Origin of the sequence: Streptomyces sp. NPDC053431 (assembly GCF_044544925.1) — a bacterium.
Taxonomy (GTDB): Bacteria; Actinomycetota; Actinomycetes; order Streptomycetales; family Streptomycetaceae; genus Streptomyces.
In genome coordinates, this window is the sequence record NZ_JBITXX010000001.1 from 368,906 (window position 1) to 391,832 (window position 22,927).

Sequence of the window (22,927 nt, forward strand, 5' to 3'; positions counted from 1 at the left end):
GGCGTACGGACGGGTGTCAGCCCTTGAGCTCCGCCGCGACGAGCTCCGCGATCTGCACGGCGTTCAGCGCCGCGCCCTTGCGCAGGTTGTCGTTGGAGAGGAACAGCGCCAGGCCGTGCTCGACGGTCTCGTCGACCCGGATGCGGCCCACGTAGGAGGCGTCCTTGCCGGCCGCCTGGAGCGGGGTCGGGATCTCGGAGAGCTCGACGCCCTCGGCGTCCTTGAGCAGCTCGTAGGCGCGCTCGACGCTGATCGGACGCTCGAAGCGGGCGTTGACCTGGAGCGAGTGGCCGGAGAAGACCGGGACGCGCACGCAGGTGCCGGAGACCTTGAGGTCCGGGATCTCCAGGATCTTGCGGGACTCGTTGCGGAGCTTCTGCTCCTCGTCCGTCTCGAAGGTGCCGTCGTCGACGATCGAGCCGGCCAGCGGCAGCACGTTGAAGGCGATCGGGCGCTTGTAGACGCCGGGCTCCGGGTACGCGACGGCCTCGCCGTCGTGGGTGAGCTCGGTCGCGCGCTCGGCGACGGCCTTGACCTGGCCGTCCAGCTCGGCGACACCGGCCAGGCCCGAGCCGGAGACGGCCTGGTAGGTGGTGGCGACCAGGGCGGTCAGGCCGGCCTCCTGGTGGAGCGGCTTGAGGACCGGCATGGCGGCCATCGTGGTGCAGTTCGGGTTGGCGATGATGCCCTTCGGGCGGTCCTTGATCGCGTGCGGGTTGACCTCGGACACCACCAGCGGGACGTCGGGGTCGCGGCGCCAGGCGGAGGAGTTGTCGATGACGACGGCGCCCTGCGAGGCGACCTTCTCGGCGAGGGCCTTGGAGGTGGTGCCGCCGGCCGAGAAGAGGACGATGTCGAGACCCGTGTAGTCCGCGGTGGAGGCGTCCTCGACGGTGACCCCGTCCAGGACCGTGCCGGCGGACCGGGCGGACGCGAAGAGCCGCAGCTCGTCCACCGGGAAGTTCCGCTCGGCCAGAATCCTGCGCATGACTGTGCCGACCTGACCGGTGGCTCCGACGATTCCGACCTTCACGGGACTCCTCCGAATATGTGTGCAGGGTGGTGCCGCGACCATCATGCGTACGGCCCGGGGCGCCTTGTCCAATCGATTGTCCAAGGGACGGGACGGCCCCGCGAGACCTGAAGACGCCAAAGGGGGCGGACACCGTTCCGGTGCCCGCCCCCTCTACTCCGCATGTCGGAGTGTGAGCCTCGTCATGGTCCCCGCTACGGCGTGACCTTCTCGATCACGACGCTGCCGGTGCCCGCGGCGGTGCCGCGCGCGTTCAGCAGCTGGACCTCGCCGAAGAAGCTCCGGCCCTCGGGCGCGGCGGCGTTCACCAGGACCTCGGCGGCGACCTGCGCGGAAGCGCCGTTCGCCAGCTGGACCTGCTTCGACTCGTCGACCTTCACCGAGCCCAGCGCGGACGAGAAGTACACGTCCTTGTAGTCGTAGCTGGTGCCCTCGGCCGACGGCACCGAGTAGCCGTCGATGACGACGGTGTAGGTGCCCGCGGCGGGCTTGATCAGGGTGACGGACTCCTCGGAGTCGCCGTCGGCGGACTGGCCGACCTGCGTGTCGCCGAGCTTGACCGTGAGGTCGAGGTCGGCGGCCAGGTCGGAGCTGTTGCCGATGGCGATGTCCAGGCGCTCCACGCCCTCACCGATGGTGACGGTCTTGATCTGCTGCTCGTGGTGCTTGATGAGCGCCTTCTCGGTCTTCTGTGAACCGAGCGGGCCGCCCTTCAGGTGCCCGTCCAGCGCGGCGAAGCCGTTGGTGACCTTCCACTGCACGGCGGCCGGGGTGCCGACCTTCGCCTCGGCCACGGTCTGGACGGCCGGGTCGAAGTCGGCGCCGAGGACGGACACGTTCAGCGCGAACGGGTTGTCCAGGTCCGGCGAGGTGCGGCGGGACTCGACGATGATCTCCCAGACGCCCGGGACCGGGTTGGCGTAGGAGCGCAGGTCCGGACGGCAGGTGTTCGCCGGGTTGTAGTGCGGGTAGCACTGGTTGGTCGCGTTGTCCTCCAGGGCCACGCCGTACGGGTGCTGGGTGATGAACCGGGTCTGGCTCTTCTCCTTCAGCCCGCTGAGCGAGACCTCCAGGGTCTTGGCGCCCTTCGGCACGGTCACGAAGTACGACTTGTGGCTGTTGCGCTCCGTCGAGCCGGTGGCCGAGAAGCCGTAGCCCGGGGCGACCAGGGCGTTCGAGACGACCGAGGTGGCGAGGATCTGCTTGTCGACGCCCTCGGTGCGCTCGTCGTCGGCCTCCAGGATGACGCTGTGCACGCCCGCGGTGGTCGGACGGGCCTGGAGCTTGACGGTGACCGGCTTGTTCAGCGGCAGGTCGATCTCGTCGTCGCCGAGGATGCGGAAGGTGCCGTCGTTGTACTTCAGGTCCAGCTCGTGCTCGATCGGCCGGTCCGGGCCGCTCGTGCGCGTGATGGTGACGTCGTAGACCTTCTTCTGGCCGACCTTGAGGCCGCCCTCGCGGTCGTACACACCGGTGCCGGTGTGCGGGGCCGGGAAGATCACGGTGTCGACCGGGGCCTCGACCTTGTAGTCGTGGGCGGTGGCACCGTCCTTGATCGACTCCCAGGCCTCGACGATGTCGATGAGGCCGGCGCCCTGCTCGTGGGCCGCGACGCCCGGGATCCGCCGGGCGGTCGAGACGAGCGCGGTGCGCAGGGTGAGCGGGGAGAGCTCGATGTGCTTCTGCTTCGCGGCGGAGATCAGCAGCGCGCTCGCGCCCGCCGCCTGCGGCGAGGACATCGAGGTGCCGTTGAGCATGCCGTAGCCGGCGGGCAGCGTGTAGCCGGCCTCCGCGACGCCCGCGCCGGGCTGCCAGGTCGGGATGGTGTTCACGGCCGAGCCGGGGGCGGTGATGGTCGGCGTGAAGCCGCCGTCCTCACGCGGGCCGCGCGAGGAGAACGGGAACATGTTGTACCGCTTGGTCACGGCCGAGCCGTAGTTGGCGGCCCAGGTCTCCCGGGAGACGCCGGCGCCGACCGACAGGACCTTGTCGGCCAGGCCGGGGTCGCCGATCGTGTTGATGCCGGGGCCCTCGTTGCCGGCCGAGATGACCAGCTGCACGCCGTACTCGTCGATGAGACGGGTGTAGAGGCGGGCGCGCACGTTGTCGCCGTCGTTCTGCAGCGGGAGGCCGCCGATCGACATGTTGACGATGTCGACGCCGCGGTTGGCGACGAGGTCGATCATGCCCTCGGTGAGGGCGGTGTTGGTGCAGCCGCCGGTCCAGGTGCAGGCACGGGCGGAGACGATCTTCGCGCCGGGGGCGGCGCCGTTCATCCGGCCGCCGAAGAGGCCGTGGGCGGCGGTGATGCCGGCGACGTGGGTGCCGTGGGAGGACTCGACGAGACCGACGTTGACGAAGTCGGCCTTCTTGCCGACCCAGGTGCCGCCCAGCGGGTCCATCGGCACGTCCTTGCGGATCTGCACGACGAACGGGGTCTTCTCGACGACCTCGGTGGCCGGGTTGTCGGTGCCGAAGTAGCCGATCTGGTAGCCGTCCTTGTACGGCTTCATCGGCTCGTTGTTGGTGAAGTCACCGTCCTGGTCGGTGTCCACGCGCACGGTGCCGGCGGCCGGGTCGTACAGCAGGCCGAAGCGGTCGGTGGTGTCGCCGTCCCGGTTGATGTCGCCCTTGGGGTCGCCGCCCGCGGTGACCGACTCGCTGAAGCGGCTCCACTGGAACGAGCCCTCGGGGGCCTTCCAGCTCTGGCCGCCGGCGGTGAAGGCGGAGCCCGTGACCGGGGTGATCTGGGCGCGCCAGGTGCCGTCGCTCTCGGTGAGCGGGTCGGTGGCGGTGACCCAGTCGACGATCTTGCGCTCGCCGGTGGTGGTCTTCTGCAGGGCCGGGTGGCCGAGGTCGACACCGGAGTCGAGGATGCCGATGGTCACGCCGCGGCCGTCGGCCTTGGGGTGCTCCTTGACGAAGTCCACCGCACCGGTCTCGAAGGACGGGTTGTAGGGGTTCTTCGCCGGGGTGTACTTGCCGGGGGCCGGGTACGTCTGGGTGACGGTCGTGCCGTCGACGGCGCCCGTGGTGCCCGCGTCCGGGGTCGGGTCGTCGATCTCGATCTCCGCCTGGAGGTCGATCGACTGGACCGAGGACAGCTTGGTGGCCGCCTTGATGGCGGCGTCGGCCTTCGCGGTCGGCAGGGTGGCGCGGACGTAGCCGAGCTTGTCGTCCTGCTTGCCGACGGAGGCGCCCGGGACGGCGTCGAGCTGGCCCGCGACCTGCTCGGTGGCGCCGGGGGCGGTGGCGACGAGGACGGTGACGTTCGGGGTGCCGGCGGCCTCGGCCTCGGACAGGCGCTGGGCGTCGGTCGCGCCGAGCTTGTCGCCGGCGTCGGCGGTCTTCACCGGGGAGGTGGCGGCCGGATCGTCGGCGGCCAGAACCGGGGCCGCACCGGCCGCGACGAGCGCGGTCACGAGTCCGGCGGCGGCGGCGATACGGGCCGCGCGTCTGGTCCCGGTGGTCGAGCGCCCGGGTATGGAGCTCTGGGTTTCGGGGGTGGTCATTTACATCCCTGATTGTGAAAGAAGAGGGTCCGGATTCCGGTACCGGATGACCGCTCAGCCTTTCGCAAGTGACAGGGGTTTGGGGAGAGTTACCGGGCGGCGGAATGCGCGCATGGCGCACATCCGCCACCGCGGAACATGCGCCATGGGGGACGAACCACCCGCAACGGGGACGATGCGCCAGGGGATCAGTGGTCCTTTGTACGGGCATAGTGGCGCGAGGCCTTGGCCCGGTTGCCGCACGCGGCCATGGAGCACCAGCGGCGGGTGCCGTTCCGCGAGGTGTCGAAGAAGTGCAGGATGCACGCGTCGTGGGCGCACTTGCGGATGCGCTCGGGATTCGCGCGCAGCAGTTCGAGGTAGTCCCGCGCGGCGGTCCAGCCCGGCCCCCAGGCGGGATCGGCGAATTCCGGCTCCTCGCCGGGCCCTTGGGGAGTGAGGGTGGCCCGGATCCGCCCGTGCCCGAGCACCGCGTCGACCTGGGCGGTGGCCGCGGGGTCGCCGGGCCGGTCGACGAGCGCGGCGAGCGCGTCCCGGGCGGTGAGGGTGTGCCGCAGGGTCGTGGCGTCGGCGGCGAACCGCCCGTCGAGCCCGTTGGCGCCGAGCCAGACGCCGAGTCCGTCGAGGTCGGCGAGCAGATCCTGCCGGACCCCGTCCGCCATCCACCGGGTGTTGAGCAGATCCAGGGAGACCGGCTCGCCGGTGAGCGGCCGAGGGTCGATGACGGTCATGGGCGGCGCCTTCCTCGGCGATGGAGCGGGACTAACCCCTCAAGAGTACGTGACCGGTTGCGTTCCCGGCTCCTAACCTTTAAAGTCGAATTGAAAGGTTAGCCCCGGGCGACCGGGGGACCGTCATCAAGAGGGGAATCACCATGTCGTTCACCGGAACGCTCGCCTTCGCCCACGTCGGTCTGAACGTCACCGACCTGGAGCGCTCGCTCGGCTTCTACGGGGACGTCCTCGGCTTCGAGGTCCTCGGCGAGGGCAAGGAGGAGGGCCGGCGGTACGCCTTCCTCGGCCAGGGCGGCAAGCTCGTCCTCACCCTCTGGCAGCAGGCCGAGGGCGCGTACGACTCCGGTCGCGCGGGCCTGCACCACCTCGCCTTCCAGGCCGAGTCCATCGACGAGGTGCGCGCCGCGGAGGCCGCGCTGAAGGAGCGCGGCGCCTCCTTCGCCTACGAGGGCGTCGTCGCCCACGCCGAGGGCGCGGCCTCCGGCGGCGTCTTCTTCCACGACCCGGACGGCACCCGCCTGGAGATCTCGGTCCCGAAGGGCGCGGAAGAAGCCGAGGCTCCCGCCGGCACCGCCCCCACCTGCGGCTTCTTCTAACCCCGCCCGCCGCCCCCCACGAGCCCGAACCCCGCCGTCCCACCGGAGGCCGCCGTGACCACCGCGTACCACCCCGGTTCCCTCACCGTCCAGGAGAGAGCCGGCGTCCGCCACCTCGCCGAACACGTGGGCCGTTCCATCGGCGACGGCATCCGCCCCGTCGCCGCCGCCTTCCTGGAGTCCCAGCCCATGCTGATCCTCGGCGCGGCGGACGCGGACGGCCGTGTGTGGGCGAGCCTGCTGACCGGTGAGCCCGGGTTCGCCCGGGCCACCGGCCCGCACGGCATCTCGGTCGCGGGCGGCGTCCCCGCCCACGACCCCCTGTCCACGGCCGTCACCGCCGCCGGCACCCCGGTCGGCACCATCGCCCTGGACCCCCGCACCCGCCGCCGCATGCGCCTCAACGGCATCGCGCGCCCCAGCGCGCGCGGTCTGACCGTGGACGCCGAACAGGTCTTCTCCAACTGCCCCAAGTACCTGCAGAAACGCGAGCTGTACGGCTTCGCCGACGCCGCCTCCCGCTCCGCGGACCGAGCCGTGCGGCACGGCACGGCGCTCACCCTCGACCAGGAGCGCTTCGTCCGTGCCGCCGACACCTTCTTCGTCGCCAGCGCGGCCGCCGACGGGGTGGACGCCAGCCACCGCGGCGGCAACCCCGGCTTCGTCACCGTGGCTTCGTCCACGGAGCTGAGCTGGCCCGACTACGCGGGCAACGCCATGTTCCTCACCCTCGGCAACCTGGAGGCCGACGGCCGCGCCGGCCTGCTCTTCCTCGACTGGCGCACCGGCACCACCCTCCAGCTCTCCGGCACCGCCCGCACGGCCTACGACCCCGAGGGCGCCCGCACGGTCCGCTTCAGCGTCGCCCAGGTCGTCGAAGCGCCCGGCGCCAGCCCCCTCCGCTGGTCGGAACCGGAGTACTCACCGGCCAATCCCCCCGTAACGGAGCCCCGCCCGTGACCACGGCCCCGCCCACGCCCCCGCCCGCACCGGGGGCTCCGCCCACACCCGCACCGACACCCGCACCGCCACCCCCGGCGCCGCCCGCCGCTCGCCCGGCGGCCCCCGCCCGCCCGCGGCCCGCCGCGCTGCTGGGCTCCACCGCGGTGAGCGTCACCGCGGTCCTGCTCCTCGTCGCCGTCGGCACCGTCCTCCACCAGCCGCTGCTCATCCCGCCCCTCGCCGCGAGCATGGCGCTCGTGGCCGGAGCGCCCGACCTGCCGCTGGCCCAGCCCCGCTCGGTCGTCGGCGGCCAGCTCCTCTCCGCCCTCACCGGCTTCGCCGTCCTGGCCCTCACCGGCCCCGGCCCCTGGGGCGCCGCCCTGGCCGGCGGTCTGGCGCTCGGTGTGATGGCCGCCGCCCGCACCCCGCACTCCCCGGCCGCGGCCACCGCCGTGATCGTCACCGTCCAGAACCCGCCGTTCCCGACCTTCCTCGGCCTCCTCGCGCTCGCCGCCCTCCTGCTCGTCGCCACCGGCCTGGCCGGCGCCCGCCTCACGGGCCGCCGCTATCCCGCGTACTGGATCTAACCTCCTCCTATGAAGCAGGAGTTGAGGGTGGCGGCCTACGCCGTGTGTGTCCGCGACGGGGAGATACTGCTCGCGCGGTGGGTCGACCGGGAGGGGCGGAAGCGGTGGACCCTGCCCGGCGGCGGGATGGACCACGGGGAGGAACCCGTCACGACCGTGGTGCGGGAGGTCGAGGAGGAGACCGGGTACGTGGCCGAGCCCACCCTGCTGCTCGGGATCGACTCCATCCGGCGCAACCGGCAGCGCCGGCTCGGCGGGCCGGAGGACTGGCAGGGGCTGCGGATCCTGTACGAGGCGCGGATCTCCGGCGGTGCGCTGAGGAACGAGACCGGCGGTTCCACCGACCTCGCCGCCTGGCATCCCCTCGACTCGGTGCCCTCGCTCGAGCGGGTCGAGCTCGTCGACATCGGCCTGCAACTGTGGCGTGACCGGCCCCCCTTGGGGCGCTCCCACCTCACCGATCCGACGAACGGCTGAAAACGGCTCAACCGTCACCAGCGGGCTCAACCCGCCGCTCACTTCCCGCGGTCCCCTCCCGTGACCGCAGTTCACGATCACGGGAGCCCGCATGTCAGCCGCACGTACCGTCCGTACCCTCCTCGCCGCCGGACTCGTCGCCGGGATCACCGCCACCGCCCTCGCCGCGCCGGCCGTCGCCGCCGCGCCGCCGGCCGGGCCGACCCACGCCGCCACCCAGCAGGCCCTGGACGCGGCCGTCGCCGCGGGCGTGCCCGGGGCCGTCGCGCAGGCCCGCGACGGCAAGGCCCGCTGGGTCGGGACGGCGGGGGAGCGGAAGGGGGTCGATCGGTTCCGGGTCGGGTCGATCACCAAGACCTTCACCGCCACCGTCCTGCTCCAGCTCCAGGCCGAGGGCCGCCTCGACCTCGACGACCCGGTCGAGAAGTGGCTGCCCGGCGTGGTGCGCGGGCACGGGCACGACGGCCGGAAGATCACCGTCCGCCAGCTGCTCAACCACACCAGCGGCATCTACAGCTACACCGAGGATCCGGCCTTCCAGGAGAAGGTCTTCGGTCCCGGCTTCCTCCAGCACCGCTACGACACCTGGACCCCGAAGCAGCTCGTCGCCGTCGCGATGGCGCACGAGCCCGACTTCGCCCCCGGAACGGCCTGGAACTACTCCAACACCAACTTCGTCCTGGCCGGGATGGTCGTCGAGCGGGTGACCGGGCGTCCCTACGGCACGGCGGTCGAGAACCGGATCATCAAGCCGCTCAAGCTGCGGGCCACCTCCGTCCCCGGCACCGACTCCCGGATGCCCCGGCCGAACTCCCCCGCCTACTCCAAGCTCTCCCGTGAGACCGGCGGGCCCACGTACGAGGTCGGCGCTCTGAATCCGAGCATCGCCGGCGCGGCCGGCGAGATGGTCTCCGACGCCAACGACCTGCAGACCTTCTACCGCGCGCTGCTCAAGGGCCGGCTGCTTCCGGCGGCCGAGATGAAGGAGATGACCGACACCGTCCAGATCTCCCCCGAGCTGCCCGGCGTCGGCTACGGGCTGGGTCTCATGCGGCAGAAGCTGAGCTGCGGCAAGGAGGTCTGGGGGCACGGCGGCGGCATCCACGGGTCCCATTCCGAGGCCCAGGCCACCCGGGACGGCGAGCACTCCCTCGCCGCGAACTTCAACGCCGACTGGACCGGTGACACCCAGCAGGTGATCGAGGCGGAGTTCTGCGGCACGGTCCCGGCGAAGCGGTAGCCGTCAGCGGGGCAGGACGACCACGTAGGCGGCCGGCTGCCGGTCCGACGCGGCCATCAGGGCCGTACGGACCACGGTCGCCTGCTGGTCCATCGCCTCGCGCAGCTTGCGCGGGGTGATGTGGACGACGGTGATGCCCAGCCGCTCCAGGTGCTCGCGCTTGCGCGTGTACTCCGACCAGAGCGCGTCGTCCTCCTGCCGAGGCGCCCGGGTGTCCAGCTCCACGGCCACCGCCTGGTCCGGCCAGTAGGCGTCCAGGCCCCCCAGGTGCGGGCCGCCCGGCAACCGCAGGTCCACGTTCCACAGCGGGTCCGGCAGCCCGAACTCGCGCACCATCTCGTAGAGCCGCTCCTCGGCGATCGACCGGCCCTCGGCGAGCAGCGCGTCCACCGCGTCCACCACGTGCGGCCGGGTGAGCAGCCGGGCGCGGTTCAACTCCCGGACGACCGCGCCCGGTTCGCAGTGACCGCCGCTGACGGCCTCGGTGAGCAGCCGACGCACCACGCCCGCGTCGGAGAGCGCCGAGACCGCGTCGGCGAGTGCCCGGGGGACCGGGGCGACCGGCAGTCCGTCGATCTCGACCGGCTGCGGCCACTCGGTGGCGCGCACCACCCGGACCTGGCCCGTCGACCGGAGCCGGCGCGTGCGCGGCACCAGGACGTCGACCCGGTCGATCATGCCGGGCGGGGGAGCGGAGGCGAAGCGGTGCAGGGAGAGCGCGGCGAGCCCGGTGAGCATCGTCTCCGACCGGGCGTACCCGACGGCCTCCCGGAACCGGTCCACGCCGGTGTGGGGGAGGGGGGAGAGGGGGGCGTTGGGGGTGTTGTGGTTCATGTCGACGGTCTTCCGTCGTCCGGACCGCAATTAACCGCTGTTACAAGGGTGTCGCTCAATCCGGACAACTCCGCACTAAAGTACGCGCGTTCGAGTGCCGAGGTACGGAGGCCCCCGGCGGTGCGCTCACCGCCGGGGGCCGTCCTCACTGTCCGCTCATACGACGGACGCGACTACTCCGCGCGCCCGTCGCACTCCTGCGCCCGCAGCGCCCGCGCCAGGTCGTCGCGGGCCTCCAGGACGAGCCGGCGCAGCGCCGGGGCGGCGGAGGCGTGGTCCGCGAGCCACGCGTCCGTGGCCGCCAGGGTCTCCGGGCGGTCCTGGAGCCCCGGGAACAGACCGCGCACCACGTCCATGCCGATCTGGATGGAGCGCTCCGCCCAGATCCGCTCGATCGCCGCGAAGTACTTCTCCGCGTACGGCGCGATCAGCTCGCGCTGCGAGGGCCGCACGAAGCCCGCGATGGTGGCCTCCACCAGGGCGTTGGACAGCGCGTCCGACTCGACGACCTGCGCCCAGGCCTGCGCCTTGACCGCCGCCGAGGGGCGGGCGGCCAGGCAGCGCACCTGGTGCCGCTTGCCGGTGGCCGTGTCGTCGCGGGTCAGCTCCTCGGCGATCCGGGCCTCGTCGGCGCGGCCGTGCGTGGCCAGCGGCTCCAGGAACGCCCAGCGCAGCTCCTGGTCCACGTCGAGCCCGTCGATCGAGGCCGAGCCGTCGAGCAGGCCCTCCAGGAGCTGGAGGTCGGCGTCCGAGGAGGCCACGGCGGCGAAGAAGCGCGCCCAGGTCAGCTGGTGCTCGCTGCCCGGCGCGGCGCCGCGGAGCTCGCGCAGCCCGCCCTCGGCGAGCAGCCGCCCGCCCTCGGGCCGCCATCCCGGCGCCGCGTAGTGGGTGACCGCCGCCTGCGCCCAGGCGTGCACCATCTGCAGCACGCCGATGTCGGTCTCGCGGCCCGCGAAGTCGAGGACCACGCGCACGAAGTCCCGGGCGGGCATGAGGCCGTCGCGGGTCAGGTTCCACAGCGCGGACCAGCACAGGGCGCGGGCCAGGGGGTCGGTGATGTCACCGAGGTGGCCGCGCAGGGTGGTCAGCGAGGCCTCGTCGAAGCGCACCTTGCAGTAGGTGAGGTCGTCGTCGTTGACGAGGATCAGGTCGGGCCGCTCCGCGCCCGCGAGCTCGGTCACCACCGTGCGGGCGCCGCTGATGTCGGCCTCCACGCGCGCGTACCGCACGAGTTCACCGCCGGAGATCCGGTAGAGGCCGACCGCGGCGCGGTGCGGACGCAGCTCGTCGCCCTCCTGGAGGACGGCGAGCTCGGTGATCCGGCCCTCGGCGTCATAGGTGACGACCGGGGTGAGGCTGTTGACGCCGGAGGTCTGCAGCCAGGACTTCGCCCAGGCCTTCATGTCCCGGCCGGAGGTCTCCTCCAGGACGGTCAGCAGGTCCGCGAGGCGCGTGTTGCCGTAGGCGTGGCGCTTGAAGTAGCGGCGCGCGCCCTCCAGGAACGCGTCCCGGCCCGCGTACGCCACCAGCTGCTTCAGGACGGAGGCGCCCTTGGCGTAGGTGATGCCGTCGAAGTTGAGCTTGGCGTCCTCCAGGTCACGGATGTCGGCCGTGATCGGGTGCGTGGACGGCAGCTGGTCGGCGCGGTACGCCCAGGCCTTGCGGTTGTTGGCGAAGGTCACCCAGCTGTTGGTGAAGCGGGTGGCCTCGGCCAGCGAGAACGAGCCCATGAAGTCGGCGAAGGACTCCTTCAGCCACAGGTCGTCCCACCACACCATGGTGACCAGGTCGCCGAACCACATGTGGGCCATCTCGTGCAGGATCACGTTGGCCCGGCGCTCGTACGCCGCCTGCGTCACCTTGCCGCGGTAGATGTACTCCTCGCGGAAGGTCACCATGCCCGGGTTCTCCATCGCGCCGAGGTTGTACTCGGGCACAAAGGCCTGGTCGTACTTCCCGAAGGGGTACGGGTAGTCGAAGTTGTCGTGGAAGAAGTCGAAGCCCTGCTTGGTGATCAGGAAGACGTCGTCCGCGTCGAAGTGCTTGGCGAGCCCCTTGCGGCACATCGCGCCCAGCGGGATCTCCAGGTCGCCCCGCTTGTAGGTGTCCGTGACGTAGTGGTACGGGCCCGCGACCACGCAGGTGATGTACGTGGAGATCGGCGCCGTCTCGGCGAACCGCCACCGTCCCGCGGCGTCCTGCTCGCCCACGCCGTTCGACCAGACCGTCCAGCCCTCGGGCGCGTCCACCTCGAAGCGGTACGGGGCCTTGAGGTCGGGCTGCTCGAAGTTGGCGAAGACCCGACGGGCGTCGGCCGGCTCGTACTGGGTGTAGAGGTAGACCTCGCCGTCCTCCGGGTCGACGAAGCGGTGCATGCCCTCGCCGGTGCGGCTGTAGGCGCACTGGGCGTCCACGACCAGCTCGTTCTCGTCGGCCAGGCCGTCGAGCGTGATCCGCGCGCCGTCGAAGACGACCGCCGGGTCGAGCGCCCGGCCGTTGAGGGTGACCGCGTTCACCGAGGGGGCGACGAGGTCGACGAAGGTCGCCTCGCCGCTGCCCGTGCGGCGGAAGCGGACGGTGGTCACGGAGCGGAAGGTGCGCACGCCCTTCCCGGACTCGCCGACGGCCGAGCGCAGGTCGAGGTACACCTCGTACCCGTCGACGGACAACAGCTCCGCCCGCTCGTGGGCCTCGTCGCGGGACAGGTTCTCACCGGGCACGGTCACTCCTTCGTGGCTCGTTCGAAACAGCACCGATCCTCCCATGTGCCACTGTCGCCGGGCACCAGGGGAATGCGGGAGCGGACCGGTCGCGTTGCCCGGTTGGCGCATTCAGAGCACTCCCGAGGAGAGACATGTCCGAGACCAGGACCACCGCCGACTTCTACTTCGACCCGCTGTGCCCGTGGGCCTGGATGACCTCCCGCTGGATGCTGGAGGTGGAGAAGGTGCGCCCGGTCGACGTGCGCTGGAAGGTGATGAGCCTCGCCGTGCTCAACGAGGACCGTCTCGACGAGCTGCCGGCCGAGTACCGCGAGCTGATGGCCAAGGCCTGGGGTCCGGTCCGAGTCGTGATCGCCGCCCAGCAGCTGCACGGCGACGAGGTCGTCGGCAAGCTCTACACGGCGCTCGGCACCCGCTTCCACAACAAGGGCGAGGGCCCGACCCGCGAGGCGATCGTGGCCGCGCTCGCCGACGTCGGCCTGCCGGCCGAGCTCGCCGACCACGCCGACAAGGACACGTACGACGCCGAGCTGCGCGCCTCCCACAAGGAGGGCATCGACAAGGTGGGCCAGGACGTCGGCACCCCGGTGATCGCCGTCCCCGGCGCGGACGGCGACGAGGTCGCCTTCTTCGGCCCGGTCGTCACCCCGACCCCGCGCGGTGAGGCGGCGGCGCGGCTGTGGGACGGCACGCTGCTCGTGGCGTCGACGCCCGGCTTCTTCGAGATCAAGCGCACGCGGACGGCCTCGCCCAGCTTCGAGTGAGCGCCGCCTCGTGCACGGACGGCCCCCGCGGTTCACGTCACCGCGGGGGCCGTCCCTTTTCATCCGCCTGCCCGGTGAAGGTGGAGAAGACGATCACGAGCAGGAGCCGGGGAGTCCTGGAGGGGCTCAGAAGGCGATCAGCGGAACGCTCGCCTGCGCGGCCCGGTAGCGCTTCTGCACGTCCTGCCAGTCGACGACCTGCCACATGGCCTCGATGAAGTCGACCTTCTGGTTCTTGTACTGCAGGTAGAAGGCGTGCTCCCAGGCGTCGAAGACGAGGACCGGGACCGAGCCCTGGCCGACGTTGCCCTGGTGGTCGTAGACCTGCTCGACGATGAGGCGGCGGCTGATCGGCTCGTAGGCGAGGACACCCCAGCCGGAGCCCTGGGTGGTCGCCGCGGCCTTGGTCAGCTGCGCCTTGAACCTGGCGAAGGAGCCGAAGGACTCGGTGATCGCGTCGGCCAGCTCGCCGACCCCGTCGGCCGCCAGCGGCTCGCCGCCGCCTCCGTCCTTCGGGCTGTTCATGTTGTTCCAGTAGATGGAGTGCAGGATGTGGCCCGAGAGGTGGAAGGCCAGGTTCTTCTCCAGGCCGTTGATCGAGCCCCACTGCTCCTTGTCGCGGGCCTCCTCCAGCTGCTCCAGCGTGTCGTTCGCGCCCTTGACGTAGGCGGCGTGGTGCTTGTCGTGGTGCAGCTCGATGATCTGCGGATTGATCACCGGCTCCAGCGCCGCGTAGTCGTACGGCAGCTCCGGAAGTGTGTAGATCGCCATGCGCCGAACCCCTGACCCCTTCGATCGACTGCTCGGTGACTGCTTATTGCAAGCTATGTGCAAGTGCAGGCTAACAGCAGATGCGGCATAAGTTGATCAGTCTCTGGGCCTGGGTCCGTGAAGCCGCGTCTCTTGGCCGGCCCCCCGGCCGGCCACTCCCCGGCCGGCCCACCCCCGGCCGGTCCGGAAACGCGACGCGCCCCGCCGGAAAGCCCGGCGGGGCGCGGTCATACGGGAGGGAGGGCAGCCGATCAGGCCTCGTCGGTCACCGTCTCGGAAGGCGTCGGGTTCCCGGCCGGCGTCGGCGTCGCGGGGGCCGTCCCGCGCCTCTTCTGCAGCGCGAGGCCGATCGCCGCGAGCACCAGCGTCAGGGCGCCCGTCGAGTAGAGCTGGACGCGGGTGCCCTCCTCGCGGGCCATCAGGACGAAGACCGCGAGCATGCCGGCCAGCGCCACCCAGGTGAGCACCGGGAAGCCCCACATCTTCACGACCAGGGTCTCCGGCGCCTCGCGCTCGGTGCGGCGGCGCAGCACCAGCTGGGAGGCCGCGATGAAGAACCAGACGACCAGGATGATCGCGCCGATGGTGTTGAGCAGCCAGATGAAGGCCTTGTCCGGCGACCAGTAGCTCAGCAGCACACAGCCGAAGCCGACGACGCAGGAGACGAGGACGGCCGGGCGCGGCACGCCGCCGAAGGTGCGGCCGAGCGCCTTCGGCCCCTGGTCACGGGCGACCAGCGAGCAGGCCATGCGGGAGGCGCCGTAGATGTTGGCGTTCATGGCCGAGAGCAGGGCGACCAGGACGACCACGTTCATGATCTGGCCGGCCGCCGGGATGCCCAGGTGGTCGAGGGTGGCGACGTACGGGCCCTTCTCGACGACGGCCTTGTCGCCCCACGGGACGAGGGTGACGATGACCGCCATGGAGCCGATGTAGAAGACCGCGATGCGCCACATCGCCGTACGGACCGCCTTGGCGACGCCCTGCACCGGGTGCTCGGACTCGGCCGCGGCGATGGTGACCGTCTCCAGACCGCCGTACGCGAAGACGGAGGCGAGCAGGCCGACGATCAGGCCCTCGGAGCCGTGCGGGAAGAAGCCGCCGTCCCCGGTCAGGTTGGCGGTGCCCGGGGCGTCGGAGCCGGGCAGCACACCGGTGATGGCGAGCACGCCGATGCCGAGGAAGAGGACGATCGCGCCGACCTTGAGCGCGGCGAACCAGAACTCGAACTCGCCGAAGTTCTTCACGGCCGCCAGGTTGGTGCCGCAGAACACCAGCATGAAGAGGGCCACCCAGGCCCACGCCGGGGTGCCGGGGAACCAGCCGGTCATGATGTTCGCGGCGCCGATGCCCTCCAGGCCGACGGCCACGCAGAGCAGGAACCAGAAGGCCCAGCCCGCGGTGAAGCCGGCCCACGGGCCGAAGGCGCGCTCGGCGTGGACGGAGAAGGAGCCGGAGGCCGGGTTGGCCGCCGACATCTCGCCCAGCATCCGCATGACCAGCATGACGAGCACGCCGGAGATCGCGTAGGCGAGGACGATCGACGGGCCGGCGGCCGCGATGCCGGCGCCGGAGCCGACGAAGAGGCCGGCGCCGATGACGCCGCCGAGGGCGATCATCGACAGATGGCGCTGCTTGAGGCCGTGCGTCAGGCCGGTGGGAGCGGTCGCGCCGTCCTTGCGGTCGGCCGGGGCGGGCGCGGTGGTCCGAGACATGGGCGAACCCTGTTCAGTAGCTGAGACGGGGAGGGTGCGCCACAGTCTGTGGGGCCGCACCGCTCACAGGGAACGGATGTCCGCTATACGGTCACGACCTTCACACAAGGTGAAGATTCAGTCTCGCTTCGTGGAGGAGCCGGACGAGGCGGCGGCCGGGGCCGGAGCCGGCGTCAGGGCCGGGGCGCGCCGCGCGCGCAGCTCGCGCACCCCCGCCGCCGCCAGGACCGCCGCCGTCGCCCCGGACGACCACAGCACCTGCGGCCGGGAGCCGTCGTCGAGCAGCATCAGCACGAGCACCGCCGCCATCGCCGCGAGCGCCGTCCAGGTCAGCCACGGGTAGCCCCACACGCGCAGGGTCAGCGACTGCGGCGCCTCGCGCTCGATCCGGCGCCGCAGCCGCAGCTGGGACACCGCGATCAGCGCCCACACGAACAGCAGGACCGCGCCGACCGCGTTGAGCATGTAGAGGAAGACCGAATCCGGCCACCTGAGATTGAGCAGCACGGAGACGAAGCCGAAGGCCACGGACGCGAGCACCGCCCGCCGCGGCACCCCGCCGCGCGCGATCCTGAGCAGCCCCTTCGGCGCCTCCCCGCGCTCGGCGAGCGAGAACACCATCCGCGAGGAGCCGTACAGATTGGCGTTGAGCGCCGACAGCAGCGCCACGAACACCACCACGTTCATGATCTGCCCGGCCGCCGGCACCCCGATCGCGTCCAGGACCGCCACGTACGGGGACTCGCCCGGCTTCATCGCGGTCCACGGCAGCAGGGTGACGATCACCAGCATCGAGCCCACGTAGAAGAAGAGGATGCGCCACACGGCGCTGCGCACCGCCCGGGCCACGTTGCGCGCCGGGTCGTCCGACTCGGCCGCCGCGATCGTCACGACCTCCAGACCGCCGAAGGCGAACACGACGGCCAGCACCCCGGACACCACGCCCGACCAGCCGTGCGGCAGGAAGCCGCCCTGGCCGGTCAGATACGTCAGGCCCACCGGTTCGGACGAACCCGCCGCCGTGGGCAGCCATCCCGCGATCGCCAGCACGCCGAGCACCAGGAACAGCACGATCGCGCCGATCTTGAGCGCGGCGAACCAGAACTCGAACTCGCCGAAGTTCTTCACCGCCGCCAGGTTCGTGACCGTGAACACCACCATGAAGAGCAGCACCCAGCCCCACTGCGGGACCCCCGGCACCCAGCCGTGCGCGATCCGGGCCGCGCCGGTCGCCTCCACGGCGAGCACCACCACGAGCAGGAACCAGTAGAGCCAGCCCACCGAGAAGCCCGCCCAGCGCCCGAGCGCCCGTTCCGCGTGCACCGAGAAGGCGCCGGAGGCCGGCATCGCCGCCGACATCTCGCCCAGCATGCGCATGATCAGCATCGCGAGCGCGCCCGCGATCAGGTACGAGACGACGATGCCGGGACCGGCGACCGCGATGCCCGCGCCCGAGCCCACGAAGAGCCCCGCGCCGATCACCCCGCCGAGGCCCAGCATCGTCAGATGACGCTGCTTCAGTCCGGGGGAGAGGGGCTCCGGTTCGGGGGCCGGGGAGTCGTGCATGAGGGATTCGCGCTCTCGGACGGTTTATGGAGACCCCACAGTCTCTCCGGTGACGGGCCCGTGGCGCAAAAGGGACCACTGTGCAGGAGTTCCCAGTGACAAGGGTCACTCTGCATTCGGTGGGGAAAACGGGCTTTGTTTGATCTCCACGAAGGGCTCAACCCCCGCTTTGTGGGCGGCTGATGGTGATCGGCCGGTCACCGCTGGCATACGGTCGAGCCTGTCACGCCCTGTCAACCGTCCCCCTCACCCCGCGGAGTACCGATGAGCACCGCCGCCGCCCCCGTCTCCTCCCTCCGTTCCGGCACGGTCCTGGCCGACCTCGTCCCGGCGAGCCGGGTCCGCGACCTCGCGCTCGTCGTCGGCGGTGCCGCGCTGACGGGCCTCGCCGCCCAGCTCTCCGTCCCGGTCCCCGGCTCCCCGGTCCCGGTCTCCGGCCAGACCTTCGCCGCCCTGCTCGTCGGCACCGCGCTCGGCGCCCGCCGCGGCTTCCTCTCCCTCGGCCTGTACGCCGTCGCCGGCATGGCGGGCGTGCCGTGGTTCGCCCAGGCCACCTCGGGCTTCGCCATGCCGTCCTTCGGCTACATCCTCGGCATGGTGCTGGCCGCCGCCGTCGTCGGCGGCCTGGCCCGCCGCGGCGCCGACCGCTCGGTCCTCCGCACCGCCGGCACCATGGTGCTCGGCTCCGCGATCATCTACGCGGTCGGCGTGCCGTACCTGGCCCTGGCCACCGGCATGAGCTTCGGCCAGGCGGTCGCCGCGGGCCTCACCCCGTTCCTGATCGGCGACGCGCTCAAGGCCGCCCTCGCCATGGGCGCCCTGCCGGCCGCCTGGAAGCTCGCCGGCCGCAAGGGCTGACGCTCTCTCCCTCCGAAGAGGCTCGCCGGATCGGGTTCCGACCTGGTCCGGCGAGCCTCTTCGTCGTACCGGCGTCGTTATCGTCGGCGTCGGCGTCGGCGTCGGCGTCGTCGTGCGGCTCACCGGCTTCCGCAGGCCGGACACGGAAAGGCCCTCCGTTCCCGAGGTGCTCGGTGTACGGAGAGCCTTTCGCGGATGCCTGACGGTCTCCCTCAGGCGGGGGTTCAGACCGTGTCGGTGAGCTCCGCCTGCTCGCCCTTGGCCTTCACGAGCCGGTCCTTGACGAGACCGATCGCGAGCACGAGGGCCGCGACGAGCAGCGAGAGCACGACCTGCTCACGGTTGCTGCCGCCGTCGTAGACCATGTAGCCGAGGACGAAGACGATCATCGCGGCGGTGGCCCAGGTCAGGTACGGGAAGAGCCACATCTTCACGATCAGCTTCTCGGGCGACTCGCGCTGGATGATCCCGCGCATCTTCAGCTGGGTGAGGCAGATGACCAGCCAGACGAAGAGGGCGACGGCGCCGGAGGAGTTCAGCAGGAAGGCGAAGACGGTGTCCGGCCACTTGTAGTTGAAGAAGACCGCGACGAAGCCGAAGGCCACCGAGGCGAGGATCGCCGCCACCGGCACACCGCGCTGGTTGGTGCGGGCGAAGGCCTTGGGCGCGTCACCGCGCCGGCCGAGCGAGAAGGCCATGCGGGAGGCGGTGTACAGGCCCGAGTTGAGGCAGGACAGCACGGCGGTCAGGACGATCACGTTCATGACCTGGCCGGCGTGCGGGATGCCGATGGAGTCGAGGGCGGCGACGTACGAGCCCTTGTCGACGATCGACTTGTCGTTCCACGGCAGCAGGGTGAGGACCACGAAGATCGAGCCCAGGTAGAAGACGCCGATCCGCCAGATCACGCTGTTGGTGGCCTTGGTGACGGCGCGCTGCGGGTCCTCCGACTCGCCGGCGGCCAGGGTGACGATCTCGCTGCCCATGAAGGAGAAGACGACCATCAGGACACCGGTGAGGATCGCGCCCGCGCCCATCGGGAAGAAGCCCCCGGCGTCGGTGAGGTGCGCGAAGCCCGCGCCGGGGTTGTCCGAGCCCGGCAGCACGCCGAAGACGGCCAGCAGGCCGACGACCACGAAGGCGGCGATGGCGACGACCTTGATGCCCGCGAACCAGAACTCGAACTCGCCGTACGAGGAGACCGAGGCGAGGTTGGTGGCGGTGAGCACCACCATGACGATGAGCGCCCAGCCCCACTGCGGGACGGCCGGGATCCAGCTCTCCAGGATCTTGGCGCCGGCGGTCGCCTCCACGGCGAGCACGACGACCCAGAAGAACCAGTACAGCCAGCCGATGGTGAAGCCGGCCCAGCGGCCGAGCGCCTGGTCGGCGTAGGCCGAGAAGGAGCCGGAGGAGGGGCGGGCGGCGGCCATCTCGCCGAGCATCCGCATCACGAAGACGACCATGGCGCCGACGAGCGCGTAGGAAAGGAGGATGGCGGGGCCGGCCGCGGCGATTCCGGAGCCGGAGCCGACGAAGAGGCCGGCGCCGATGACGCCGCCGATGGCGATCATCGACAGGTGGCGGTTCTTGAGGCCGGCCTTGAGGCCGTCGGAGCCGTGGGTGCCGGGGGAGAGCTGCGAATCACCGGTGTTTCCGGTGTTGCCGCCTTCCTTCGCCAGGGTCGGCTGCGTGTTCATGAACGCTTCCTTCGTGTGGGGACAGGCTCGGGTCGCGAGCCGGAGCCATGTAACCCGGAGACCCGCGAGTACGGAAGGGCTGACTCCGGATCGTGATTCAGGACATAAGGTCCGGACCAATAGGACGGAAGTCCCGGACCAAGGTCCCGACCCCGCTGACCGTTACCCGGGCCCCGGCGTGCCACACTCGGAACCATGCGCGTCTACCTCGGCTCCGACCATGCCGGATACGAACTCAAGAACCACCTCGTCGAGTGGCTCAAGGCCCACGGCCACGAGCCCGTCGACTGCGGCCCCCACATCTACGACGCCCAGGACGACTACCCGCCGTTCTGTCTGCGCGCCGCGGAGCGGACGGCCGCCGACCCGGACAGCCTCGGCATCGTGATCGGCGGCTCCGGCAACGGCGAGCAGATCGCCGCCAACAAGGTCAAGGGGGTGCGCGCCGCCCTCGCCTGGAGCGTGCAGACCGCCGCCCTCGGCCGCGAGCACAACAACGCCAACGTCGTCGCCGTCGGCGCCCGCATGCACTCCCAGGACGAGGCCACCACCTTCGTCGAGGTCTTCCTCAAGACCCCCTACTCGGGCGACGAGCGCCACACGCGCCGCATCGACATGCTCGCCGCGTACGAGACCACCGGGGAGCTCCCGCCCATCCCGGCCCACCACCCCCAGGAGCCCACCGCCTGATGCCCGAAGGGCACACCATCCACCGGCTGGCCGCCGACTACCGGGAACGGTTCGGCGGCCGGCCTGTGCGCGTCTCCAGCCCGCAGGGCAAGTTCGCCGACTCCGCCGCCCTCCTCGACGGCTGCGTCCTCGCCGGCACCGAGGCCCACGGCAAGCACCTCTTCCTCGGCTTCCCCGGCGACGAGTGGGTCCACATCCACCTGGGCCTCTTCGGCAAGGTGACCTTCGGCGACACCACCGACGCCCCCGCGCCGCCGCCCACCGACACGGTGCGGCTGCGGCTGGCGAACCCCGACGCCTACGTCGACCTGCGCGGCCCGACGACCTGCGCGCTGATCACGGACGCCGAGAAGCGGGCGATACACGACCGGCTCGGCCCCGACCCGCTGCGCCCCGCGGACGGCCCCGAGAAGGCCTGGCGCCGGATCTCGAGGTCCCGCACGACGATCGCCGCCCTGCTCATGGACCAGAAGGTCGTCGCGGGCGTCGGCAACGTCTACCGCGCCGAGGTCCTCTTCCGGCACGGCATCGACCCGTACCGCGCCGGCCAGGACCTGACCGAGCGGGAGTGGCGGGCGATCTGGGACGACCTGGTCGCGCTGATGCGGGAGGGCGTCCGCCTGAACCGGATCGACACGGTCCGTCCCGAGCACACCCCCGAGGCGATGGGCCGCCCGCCCCGCGTCGACGACCACGGCGGCGAGGTCTACGTCTACCGCCGCACCCACCAGCCCTGCCACGTCTGCGCCGCGGAGATCCGCACCGCGGACCTGGCGGCCCGCAACCTGTTCTGGTGCCCCGGCTGCCAGACGTCGTAGCCGCCCGCCTCGTGGGGGTCCGTTCCTTCCCCGGACCTCAGAAACCGTGCGGCAGCCAGGGGGCGACCGGCGACCCGAAGGCGACCGACGTCTCCAGCAGCGCCCCCCGCCGCACCTCCCGCACCCGCCCCGCCGCGGCGAGCGACACCAACGACGTCCCGCCCAGATAGGCCGCCCCCAACTCCCGTACGGACAGGGCGAGATCGGCGGGCTCGTCGGTGCGCACGCACACCGCCCCCTCGACGTCCCCCGTCAACCGCCAGCGCCCCTCGTTCCAGGGGCAGAACGCGTCCGCGACCTCGAACACCACGTCCACCGGCGCCTGGTACGTCCGCGCCGCGAGCGCCCCGCCCACCTCCACCAGCCGCACGTGCAGCGCGTCCCGCACCGTCGGCTCGCAGCGCCGGACGTCCGTGACCAGGTGCTGCCAGGCGTCGTCCACCGGCCGGCTGCGGAACCGTACCTGCGAGGTGAGGTCCACCGAGCACAGGTAGCGCCACAGCGCGGCCTCCGCCGCCGGGTCGAGGCCGGCCAACTGGTCCACCGAAACCGAACCGTTGGCACCCGCGAAGGACCACTCCGGTTTCACGGCGTAGTGCGCGTACCCCACCACCTCGCCGTCCCGCTCCGCCAGCACGCACAGCCGCGGCGAGGCGCCCTCGCGCTCGCCCGGCGGATCGAGCAGCGCGAGCCGCTCCCAGCCGGGCCGCCGCTCCAGCATCCCCGGCCGGGAGGTGACCAGCCCCGCGTACACCGCCTCCGTCGCGTCCAGCGCCTCCGTCGGCGACGTCACCCGCAGCGACACCTCGTCCGTGCCCTCCGGCACGACCAGCCGCACCCGGGTCGTGTCGATCGCCGCGTGCGCCGAGTACGCGCCCACGCCGTACCCGAAGCGCCCGTAGATCTCCGGCTCCGAGGCCGTGAGCACCGCGAGCGGCTCGCCCCAGGACCGGACGTCCTCCAGCTGGCGCCGCATCATCGAGGTGAGGACGCCGCGCCGCCGGTGCGTCCCGGCCACGCTGACCATCGTCACGCCGGCCGCCGGCACCACGGCGCCCCCGGGCACGGACAGCCGGAAGGTGAACGCGCCCGCCGTGCCGACGCAGAGGTCCCCGTCCCACGCGCCGATGAACCGCTCGTGCTCGGTCAGCTCCTGCCAGAGCTTGCGTTCCTCGTCCGCTTCCGGAACACCCCCGAACGCGAGTTCCAGTACGGCGTACCACTTGTCCCATTCCGAGGGGTCGAGAGCCCGCAGTCGAGTCGTCATATGCCAACGAAATCAGCTCTCCACCACCCGACGCGACCCGGTTTCGAATGCAATGTCACCTGGGTCCCCCTGCACGAGCTCCGATCGGGTGGATAGGGTC

The 22,927-nt window shown here is 71.6% G+C and carries 19 protein-coding genes; 9 read left to right on the forward strand and 10 right to left on the reverse strand.

Going from position 1 to position 22,927, the window contains the following annotated elements:
- Positions 1-16 precede the first annotated feature (16 nt).
- From ACIGXE_RS01535 to ACIGXE_RS01545, 3 genes are all read right to left on the reverse strand, one after another.
- Positions 17-1,033: an aspartate-semialdehyde dehydrogenase gene (locus tag ACIGXE_RS01535; RefSeq protein ID WP_399741332.1), complete on the reverse strand. Its 1,017-nt coding sequence runs from the start codon at positions 1,031-1,033 to the stop codon at positions 17-19.
- A 194-nt stretch (positions 1,034-1,227) separates the two neighbouring features.
- Positions 1,228-4,545, reverse strand: coding sequence for a S8 family serine peptidase (locus ACIGXE_RS01540; protein WP_399741335.1), 3,318 nt, complete (start codon positions 4,543-4,545; stop codon positions 1,228-1,230).
- A 188-nt stretch (positions 4,546-4,733) separates the two neighbouring features.
- The gene (locus tag ACIGXE_RS01545; protein WP_399741338.1) at positions 4,734-5,276 is read right to left on the reverse strand and encodes a CGNR zinc finger domain-containing protein; all 543 of its coding nucleotides are present in this window, start codon (positions 5,274-5,276) and stop codon (positions 4,734-4,736) included.
- Positions 5,277-5,419: 143 nt separating this feature from the next.
- Between ACIGXE_RS01545 and ACIGXE_RS01550 the strand changes: the two genes are divergently transcribed.
- The 5 genes from ACIGXE_RS01550 (at position 5,420) to ACIGXE_RS01570 (ending at position 9,121) form a co-directional block, all read left to right on the forward strand.
- Entirely contained in the window at positions 5,420-5,875 is a 456-nt protein-coding gene (locus ACIGXE_RS01550; RefSeq protein ID WP_399741341.1) for a VOC family protein, read from the forward strand.
- Positions 5,876-5,929: 54 nt separating this feature from the next.
- Positions 5,930-6,835: a pyridoxamine 5'-phosphate oxidase family protein gene (locus ACIGXE_RS01555; RefSeq protein ID WP_399741344.1), complete on the forward strand. Its 906-nt coding sequence runs from the start codon at positions 5,930-5,932 to the stop codon at positions 6,833-6,835.
- A complete protein-coding gene (locus ACIGXE_RS01560; RefSeq protein WP_399741347.1) occupies positions 6,832-7,404 on the forward strand; it encodes an HPP family protein in 573 nt (190 codons plus the stop codon). The genes ACIGXE_RS01555 and ACIGXE_RS01560 overlap by 4 nt, the downstream gene beginning before the upstream one ends.
- Before the next feature lie 9 nt (positions 7,405-7,413).
- Entirely contained in the window at positions 7,414-7,881 is a 468-nt protein-coding gene (locus tag ACIGXE_RS01565) for an NUDIX hydrolase (protein ID WP_399741350.1), read from the forward strand.
- Between the two features lie 91 nt (positions 7,882-7,972).
- Positions 7,973-9,121, forward strand: a complete 1,149-nt coding sequence (locus ACIGXE_RS01570) for a serine hydrolase domain-containing protein (RefSeq protein ID WP_399741353.1) — start codon at positions 7,973-7,975, stop codon at positions 9,119-9,121.
- A 3-nt stretch (positions 9,122-9,124) separates the two neighbouring features.
- Here ACIGXE_RS01570 and ACIGXE_RS01575 read toward each other — a convergent pair whose 3' ends face one another.
- Both ACIGXE_RS01575 and pepN read right to left on the reverse strand, forming a co-directional pair.
- Positions 9,125-9,955, reverse strand: coding sequence for a hypothetical protein (locus ACIGXE_RS01575; RefSeq protein ID WP_399741356.1), 831 nt, complete (start codon positions 9,953-9,955; stop codon positions 9,125-9,127).
- A 173-nt stretch (positions 9,956-10,128) separates the two neighbouring features.
- Complete coding sequence (gene pepN / locus ACIGXE_RS01580) at positions 10,129-12,675, reverse strand: aminopeptidase N (RefSeq protein ID WP_399741359.1); 2,547 nt, start codon at positions 12,673-12,675, stop codon at positions 10,129-10,131.
- Between the two features lie 134 nt (positions 12,676-12,809).
- Here pepN and ACIGXE_RS01585 point away from each other — a divergent pair, with 134 nt between their 5' ends.
- Positions 12,810-13,442, forward strand: coding sequence for a DsbA family protein (locus ACIGXE_RS01585; protein ID WP_399741362.1), 633 nt, complete (start codon positions 12,810-12,812; stop codon positions 13,440-13,442).
- A gap of 126 nt (positions 13,443-13,568) precedes the next feature.
- On the opposite strand, the gene ACIGXE_RS01590 is transcribed toward ACIGXE_RS01585, so the two are convergent.
- The 3 genes from ACIGXE_RS01590 to ACIGXE_RS01600 all read right to left on the reverse strand — a co-directional run bounded on the left by ACIGXE_RS01590 (position 13,569) and on the right by ACIGXE_RS01600 (position 17,494).
- Positions 13,569-14,213, reverse strand: coding sequence for a superoxide dismutase (locus tag ACIGXE_RS01590; protein WP_399741364.1), 645 nt, complete (start codon positions 14,211-14,213; stop codon positions 13,569-13,571).
- A gap of 251 nt (positions 14,214-14,464) precedes the next feature.
- Complete coding sequence (locus ACIGXE_RS01595) at positions 14,465-15,928, reverse strand: amino acid permease (RefSeq protein WP_399741367.1); 1,464 nt, start codon at positions 15,926-15,928, stop codon at positions 14,465-14,467.
- Positions 15,929-16,045: 117 nt separating this feature from the next.
- Positions 16,046-17,494, reverse strand: coding sequence for an amino acid permease (locus ACIGXE_RS01600; RefSeq protein ID WP_399741370.1), 1,449 nt, complete (start codon positions 17,492-17,494; stop codon positions 16,046-16,048).
- A 264-nt stretch (positions 17,495-17,758) separates the two neighbouring features.
- Here ACIGXE_RS01600 and ACIGXE_RS01605 point away from each other — a divergent pair, with 264 nt between their 5' ends.
- Positions 17,759-18,352, forward strand: a complete 594-nt coding sequence (locus tag ACIGXE_RS01605) for a biotin transporter BioY (RefSeq protein ID WP_399741373.1) — start codon at positions 17,759-17,761, stop codon at positions 18,350-18,352.
- 224 nt (positions 18,353-18,576) lie between these two features.
- Here the strand turns inward: ACIGXE_RS01605 and ACIGXE_RS01610 are convergent, their stop codons facing one another.
- Complete coding sequence (locus tag ACIGXE_RS01610) at positions 18,577-20,052, reverse strand: amino acid permease (RefSeq protein ID WP_399741375.1); 1,476 nt, start codon at positions 20,050-20,052, stop codon at positions 18,577-18,579.
- 195 nt (positions 20,053-20,247) lie between these two features.
- Here ACIGXE_RS01610 and ACIGXE_RS01615 point away from each other — a divergent pair, with 195 nt between their 5' ends.
- Entirely contained in the window at positions 20,248-20,742 is a 495-nt protein-coding gene (locus ACIGXE_RS01615; protein WP_365340029.1) for a ribose-5-phosphate isomerase, read from the forward strand.
- A complete protein-coding gene (locus ACIGXE_RS01620; RefSeq protein WP_399741379.1) occupies positions 20,742-21,560 on the forward strand; it encodes an Fpg/Nei family DNA glycosylase in 819 nt (272 codons plus the stop codon). The genes ACIGXE_RS01615 and ACIGXE_RS01620 overlap by 1 nt, the downstream gene beginning before the upstream one ends.
- A 37-nt stretch (positions 21,561-21,597) precedes the next feature.
- On the opposite strand, the gene ACIGXE_RS01625 is transcribed toward ACIGXE_RS01620, so the two are convergent.
- Positions 21,598-22,827, reverse strand: a complete 1,230-nt coding sequence (locus ACIGXE_RS01625; RefSeq protein ID WP_399741382.1) for a GNAT family N-acetyltransferase — start codon at positions 22,825-22,827, stop codon at positions 21,598-21,600.
- Positions 22,828-22,927 lie beyond the last annotated feature (100 nt).

Coding starts and splice junctions, on each gene's coding strand:
- ACIGXE_RS01605 (WP_399741373.1), top strand. CDS start 17,759: ATGAGCACCGCCGCCGCCCCCGTCTCCTCCCTCCGTTCCGGCACGGTC.
- ACIGXE_RS01545 (WP_399741338.1), bottom strand. CDS start 5,276: ATGACCGTCATCGACCCTCGGCCGCTCACCGGCGAGCCGGTCTCCCTG.
- ACIGXE_RS01590 (WP_399741364.1), bottom strand. CDS start 14,213: ATGGCGATCTACACACTTCCGGAGCTGCCGTACGACTACGCGGCGCTG.
- ACIGXE_RS01600 (WP_399741370.1), bottom strand. CDS start 17,494: ATGCACGACTCCCCGGCCCCCGAACCGGAGCCCCTCTCCCCCGGACTG.
- ACIGXE_RS01585 (WP_399741362.1), top strand. CDS start 12,810: ATGTCCGAGACCAGGACCACCGCCGACTTCTACTTCGACCCGCTGTGC.
- ACIGXE_RS01540 (WP_399741335.1), bottom strand. CDS start 4,545: ATGACCACCCCCGAAACCCAGAGCTCCATACCCGGGCGCTCGACCACC.
- ACIGXE_RS01550 (WP_399741341.1), top strand. CDS start 5,420: ATGTCGTTCACCGGAACGCTCGCCTTCGCCCACGTCGGTCTGAACGTC.
- ACIGXE_RS01625 (WP_399741382.1), bottom strand. CDS start 22,827: ATGACGACTCGACTGCGGGCTCTCGACCCCTCGGAATGGGACAAGTGG.
- ACIGXE_RS01570 (WP_399741353.1), top strand. CDS start 7,973: ATGTCAGCCGCACGTACCGTCCGTACCCTCCTCGCCGCCGGACTCGTC.
- ACIGXE_RS01595 (WP_399741367.1), bottom strand. CDS start 15,928: ATGTCTCGGACCACCGCGCCCGCCCCGGCCGACCGCAAGGACGGCGCG.
- ACIGXE_RS01565 (WP_399741350.1), top strand. CDS start 7,414: ATGAAGCAGGAGTTGAGGGTGGCGGCCTACGCCGTGTGTGTCCGCGAC.
- ACIGXE_RS01620 (WP_399741379.1), top strand. CDS start 20,742: ATGCCCGAAGGGCACACCATCCACCGGCTGGCCGCCGACTACCGGGAA.
- ACIGXE_RS01615 (WP_365340029.1), top strand. CDS start 20,248: ATGCGCGTCTACCTCGGCTCCGACCATGCCGGATACGAACTCAAGAAC.
- ACIGXE_RS01575 (WP_399741356.1), bottom strand. CDS start 9,955: ATGAACCACAACACCCCCAACGCCCCCCTCTCCCCCCTCCCCCACACC.
- ACIGXE_RS01610 (WP_399741375.1), bottom strand. CDS start 20,052: ATGAACACGCAGCCGACCCTGGCGAAGGAAGGCGGCAACACCGGAAAC.